We start from the raw sequence: 1,391 nt of genomic DNA, 5'->3' as shown, positions 1-1,391 counted from the left end.
CAGGGGCGCGTCGTTCAGGTGATGTGTCCTGGTTGATCACGTGATGCCGAGGGTGGTCAGCGGACGGTTGGCGTCGCGGGTGTGGTGGCGGAGTCCAGCAGCAATGTTCGTCTGGTCGGCGAGTCGGAGAGCGCCGATGGCCAGGTTGCGCAGGGATGCCATGGCACGTGGAGCGGTACCGGTGCGTACGCGGGAGGCGTCCTCGGCGTAGGTGGTGTCCCTGATGTGGTGGATCTTGTTCTCGATGCCCCAGTGGTCGCGGACTCGGCGGGCGATCTCGGCTGCGCCGGCCTGCTCCGCGGTCAGGTCGGTCACCCCGTAGACGCGTTCCAGGGTGACTTTGCCGGTGGCGAGGATCCGTCGGCGGCGCACGATCTGGACGGCCTGCACCGCGTGTGGGAAGGCGATCCCGGTGACGGCTGCGGCCTTGATTCGGCGGATCTCGTCGCGGCCGTGCGCGGTGGTCCGGGTCTTGTCCAGGAGGGGTACTTCCCGCCATGGCAGGTCCTTCAGCCACCGGTACAGGGTGGGCTGGTTGCCCTTGATCAGCGCGATGTAGTGGGCGTGCTTGTCCTCGACGAGGAAACGTGCGTGGGCGGTCTGCGAGTGGAGGGCGTCGAAGGTGACCACCGTGCCGCGCAGGTCGAGCGGGGCAAGCAGGGGCTGGAAGACGGTGATCTCGTTGGTCTTGCCGTTCACCTCGCGCTGGGCGGTGACCAGACCGGTCCCCGTCATCGCGGCGAGCAGGTGGACCTGGGTGCCGTCGGTGCGGCGGGCGCCGCGCACGGTCTTGCCGTCCACCGCGAGGGAGGGCAGGGGCCGACCGCTGTCGTTCTCCTTCTGGCCTGCGCGTTCGCGTCCGGCGAGCCAGCTTCCAACGGCCGTGTCCAGCGCGTCACCGTCGATGCGCTGGAGGATACGGCGCATGGTGGCCTCGGCCGGGGCGACGGGGCCGCGGTCCGGCTCCCGGCAGGGGCCACCGAGCCGGGCCAGGACATGCGGCGGGGCGTCGGCGGCCCACTCAGCGATCGCGGCCAGGGACTTCGCTCCGGCCAGGACCGCGCACGCGGCCAGGGACAGAACGAAAGCGAGCGGATGGCGTCGGCCCTGGTCCCGCCGGGGGTCGGGCACCTGAGCCAGGCAGGCCAGCAGGCCGGGGAGGGCATCGGGGGCGATCGGTACGGCATCGGTGAGTTGGCTCAGAGAGGCTGGGATGAGCGATGATGAGCGGGCAGGCACGGTCTTCCGTCGTGGTGATCAGGGACTCGACACCTCATGATCACCGGGAGTCGTGCCTGCCTCCGCGTCAGCCCCGGCGACCACCCCGCGGTCCTGTCCCAGTTCCTGAAGCGCTACCAGCCCGGACACACCGCCTGAACGACGCCGCCCTG

At 70.4% G+C, this 1,391-nt stretch carries 1 protein-coding gene; it reads right to left on the bottom strand.

Annotation, left to right across the window (positions count from 1 at the left end):
• Positions 1–36: 36 nt before the first annotated feature.
• Positions 37–1,239 (bottom strand): ISAs1 family transposase, encoded by a 1,203-nt coding sequence (locus AC2CJA_RS26645; protein ID WP_484605209.1) that lies wholly within the window; start codon positions 1,237–1,239, stop codon positions 37–39.
• Positions 1,240–1,391: the final 152 nt, after the last annotated feature.

This window comes from Streptomyces sp. ATLC9 (assembly GCF_057196705.1).
Note: the sequence above shows the minus strand (reverse complement) of the source record. Positions and strands in the feature narration are given on the sequence as shown.